The sequence below is a fragment of the Pseudoduganella sp. RAF53_2 genome, assembly GCF_052113985.1.
Taxonomy (GTDB): Bacteria; Pseudomonadota; Gammaproteobacteria; order Burkholderiales; family Burkholderiaceae_D; genus Rugamonas.
In genome coordinates this window covers 1-4,257 of sequence record NZ_JBFRDW010000537.1, presented here as the reverse complement: position 1 = coordinate 4,257, position 4,257 = coordinate 1, and the positions used below count along the sequence as shown (strand labels likewise).

Below are 4,257 nucleotides of genomic sequence, written 5' to 3'. Positions count from 1 at the left end.
GCGCGAAGTCGTCGATGTGCATGCCGCGCGCCAGATAGGCTTCGACGAAGGTGAAGCCGTTGGACAGCGTGAATGCCAGCTGCGAAATCGGGTTCGCGCCCGCTTCGGCGATGTGATAACCGGAGATCGACACCGAGTAGAAATTGCGCACCTGGTGGTGCACGAAGTATTCCTGGATATCGCCCATCACCTTCAGCGAGAACTCTGTCGAGAAGATGCAGGTGTTCTGGCCCTGGTCTTCCTTCAGGATGTCCGCCTGCACGGTGCCGCGCACGTTCTGCAGCACCCAGTCCTTGATCTTCTGGAATTCGTCGTCGCTCGGCTGGCGCTTGTTCTCTTCAACGAATTTCTCGATCTGCTGGTCGATGGCGGTGTTCATGAACATCGCCAGAATGGTCGGCGCCGGGCCGTTGATTGTCATCGACACCGAAGTGCTTGGGCTGCACAGATTGAAGCCGTCGTACAGCACCTTCATATCGTCCAGCGTTGCGATCGACACGCCGGAGTTGCCGACCTTGCCGTAGATGTCAGGACGAATTGCAGGATCGGCGCCATACAGCGTCACCGAATCGAAYGCSGTGGACAGKCGCTTKGCGTCCATGCCSKYGGACACCAGCTTGAAGCGSCGGTTGGTRCGGAAYGCRTCGCCYTCSCCCGCGAACATSCGSGTSGGRTCTTCGCCTTCGCGCTTGAAGGCRAACACGCCGGCGGTGAACGGGAAGGAACCAGGGACGTTTTCCAGCATCAGCCAGCGCAGCAGCTCGCCGTGGTCTTCGTACTTCGGCAGCGACACCTTGCGGATCTTGGTGCCGGACAGGGTGTGCTGCACCAGGCCCGTGCGAATTTCCTTGTCGCGGATCTTCACGATGTACTCGTCGCCCGAGTAGGCAGCCTGCATATCAGGCCACTGCACCAGCAGCTTCTTGGCGCCGGCTTCCATCGAGTGATCGCGCTCGATGATCAGGTCATCGAAGTCTGCCACCGATTTGCCGGCCACGGCCAGCATGCGCTTCGATTCCTGCAGCTGCTGGCGTTCGCGCGCCAGTATGACCTGCTTCTGGGTGTTCCTGTGGTAGCCGCGCACGGTGTCCGCGATCTCGGCCAGGTAGCGCGCGCGTGCCGGCGGCACGATCACGTTCTTGCCAGTGCTGAACCGCACATCGGACTTCGGCAGCACGCCGGCTTTGACTTTCAGACCCTTCTCGGCCAGCTTCGGCAGCAGGCCCTGATACAGCGCGGTCACGCCGTCATCGTTGAAGCGCGAAGCCTGGGTGCCGAATACCGGCATTTCTTCCGGACGCTTGGAGAACAGTTCGCGATTGCGCTGGTATTGCTTGGCCACGTCGCGCAATGCATCCTGCGCGCCCTTGCGGTCGAATTTGTTGATGGCGATGAAGTCGGCGAAGTCCAGCATGTCGATTTTTTCGAGCTGGGATGCGGCGCCGAACTCAGGCGTCATCACGTACATGGATACATCCACGTGCGGCACGATGGCGGCGTCGCCCTGGCCGATACCGGAGGTCTCTACGATCACCAGATCGAAGCCCGCGACTTTGGCGGCAGCAATCACGTCAGGCAGGGCCTGGGAAATTTCGGAACCGGCTTCGCGGGTCGCCAGCGAGCGCATGAACACGCGTGCGTGGCCGGCCCACGGATTGATTGCGTTCATGCGGATACGGTCGCCCAGCAGCGCGCCGCCGGATTTGCGGCGGGACGGGTCGATCGAGATCACGGCGATATTGATGGCATCGCCCTGGTCCAGGCGAATGCGGCGGATCAGTTCATCGGTCAGCGAAGACTTACCTGCGCCGCCGGTGCCGGTAATGCCCAGCGTTGGCGTGGACAGGCCTTCCGCCGCCTTGTGGATTTCTTTGACCAGCTTGCCGTCGGCCTTGCCGTTTTCCAGCGCGGTAATCAGCTGGGCCAGCGGACGATGGCGCTGTTCGATGTCGCCATCCTTCAGCGATTTCAGCGAAGTCGGGGAGTAGGTGGACAGGTCGATGTCGCACTGCTGCACCATCCACTGGATCATGCCGGCGAGGCCCATGCGCTGGCCGTCTTCCGGCGAGAAGATGCGCGTGACGCCGTAGTCGTGCAGGTCCTTGATCTCGCTCGGCACGATCACGCCGCCGCCGCCGCCGAACACCTTGATGTGGGCGCCGCCGCGTTGGCGCAGCAGGTCGATCATGTATTTGAAGTACTCGACGTGGCCGCCCTGGTAGGACGAAATGGCGATGCCTTGCACGTCTTCCGCCAAAGCGGCGGTCACGACTTCGTCCACCGAGCGGTTGTGGCCGAGGTGGACGACTTCCACGCCGTTCGATTGCAGGATACGGCGCATGATGTTGATCGAGGCGTCGTGGCCGTCGAACAGGGAGGCGGCGGTGACAAAGCGGACTTTGTTCGCGGGCTTGTACTGTTCCGGCTCGGAGGAGAGTTTCTTGGCGGAGGCGATGTCGTTCATTGGGAATCCTTGGAACGGTAGATTTTTCATTATATGACGTTTACGTTAACGTCAAGTCAAGCGATTTAGAACCAATGGCGTGAAACTGGTGGCTGCCACATCGTGGCAGCCACCTGGGTTACGCCGTTGGTTTTATCAGGCAGCGTGCGCGCGGTCGCCGCTCTTGAAAGCAGCCAGCAAGCGCGACTTATCACCCTGATAAGTCTCCACAGCCTTCTCCTTCACATGGCCAAAGCCGCGGATTTTCTCCGGCAGGTTCGCGATGGCAATCGCCTGCTCGTGGTTACCAGCCGACAAGCTGCTCAGCAGTTCGCCCACCAGCGCGCGGTACTCGGTAATCAGCGCACGCTCCATCTTACGCTCCGCGGTGTGGCCAAAGATATCCAGTGCGCCGCCGCGCAGGCCCTTGAACTTGGCCAGCAGCGAGAACGCCTTCCACATCCACGAACCGTACTCCGCCTTCACCAGGTGGCCCTTGGCATCCTTCTTCGCGAACAGCGGCGGCGCCAGGTTGAATTTCAGAGAGAAGTCGCCTTCGAACTGCTGCTTCAGCTGCTCGACGAAACGGCCATCGGTGTACAGGCGCGCCACTTCGTATTCGTCCTTGTAAGACATCAGCTTGAACAGCGACTTGGCTACGGCGGTGGACAGCTTGTTACCCAGGCCCAGCGAGGTTTCCTTGGTGCGCACCTGGGTCACCAGCTCCTCGTAGGAAGCGGCCCATGCGGCGTCCTGGTAGCCGGTCAGGAACTCGACGCGCTTCTTGATCACGTTTTCCAGCGACTGCGGCAGCTGCACCACGATGGCCTGGGTCGGGGTAGCGGTCTTCTCCACCCGCTTCAGGTCCACGGCGGCACGGCGGCCCCACAGGAAGCTCTTCTTGTTCGATTCGATGGCCACGCCGTTCATCTCGATGGCGCGCAGCAGGGCTGCTTCGCTCAGCGGAATGCGGCCGCGCTGCCATGCGTAACCCAGCATGAACAGGTTGGAGGCAATCGAGTCGCCCATCAGCGCCGTCGCCAGCTTGGTCGCATTGATGAAGTCCACAGCCTGCGGACCGCCAACGGATTCGGTGATCAGCGCTTCCACGTTTTCAACCGGGTATTCCCAGTCAGGATTTTGCGCGAAGGTGCCAGGCGGCTGCTCGTGCAGGTTGACCACAGCCAGCGTGCGGCCCGGACGCATCTTCGAGATCGCGTCGGAAGCACCGGAGGTCAGCATGTCGCAGCCCAGGATCAGGTCTGCTTCGCCGGTCGCGATACGCTGTGCGCGCAGGTGAGCCGGGGTGCGGGCGATCTTGACGTGCGAAGTCACCGAGCCGTTTTTCTGCGACATGCCGGTCATATCCAGCACGGAAGCGCCTTTGCCTTCAAGGTGGGCGGCCATGCCCATCAGCGCGCCGACGGTAATCACACCGGTGCCGCCGATACCGTTGATCAGGATGTTGTACGGCTGCTCGCATGCCGGCAGTGCAGGCACTGGCAGATCGCCCCAGTCGTCGGTCTTCGCCACGCCAGTCTTGGACTTCTTCAGCGTGCCGCCTTCAACGGTTACGAAGGATGGGCAGAAGCCCTTCGTGCACGAGTAATCCTTGTTGCAGCTGGACTGGTCGATGGTGCGCTTGCGGCCAAACTCGGTTTCCTTTGGCAGGATCGATACGCAGTTGGACTGGATACCGCAGTCGCCGCAGCCTTCGCACACTGCTTCGTTGATGACCATGCGCTTGTTCGGGTCCGGGAATTCGTTCTTCTTGCGGCGGCGGCGCTTCTCGGCGGCGCAGGTCTGGTCGTAAA

2 protein-coding genes are annotated in these 4,257 nt (G+C 61.4%); both read right to left on the bottom strand.

Annotated elements, in window-relative coordinates:
- Positions 1-2,464: methylmalonyl-CoA mutase family protein (locus tag AB4Z11_RS24840; RefSeq protein WP_442028426.1), on the bottom strand; the 2,464-nt coding region annotated here is incomplete at its 3' end.
- A gap of 135 nt (positions 2,465-2,599) precedes the next feature.
- Positions 2,600-4,257 (bottom strand): DUF6537 domain-containing protein (locus tag AB4Z11_RS24835; protein ID WP_442028424.1); only part of this gene is annotated, 1,658 nt, incomplete at its 5' end.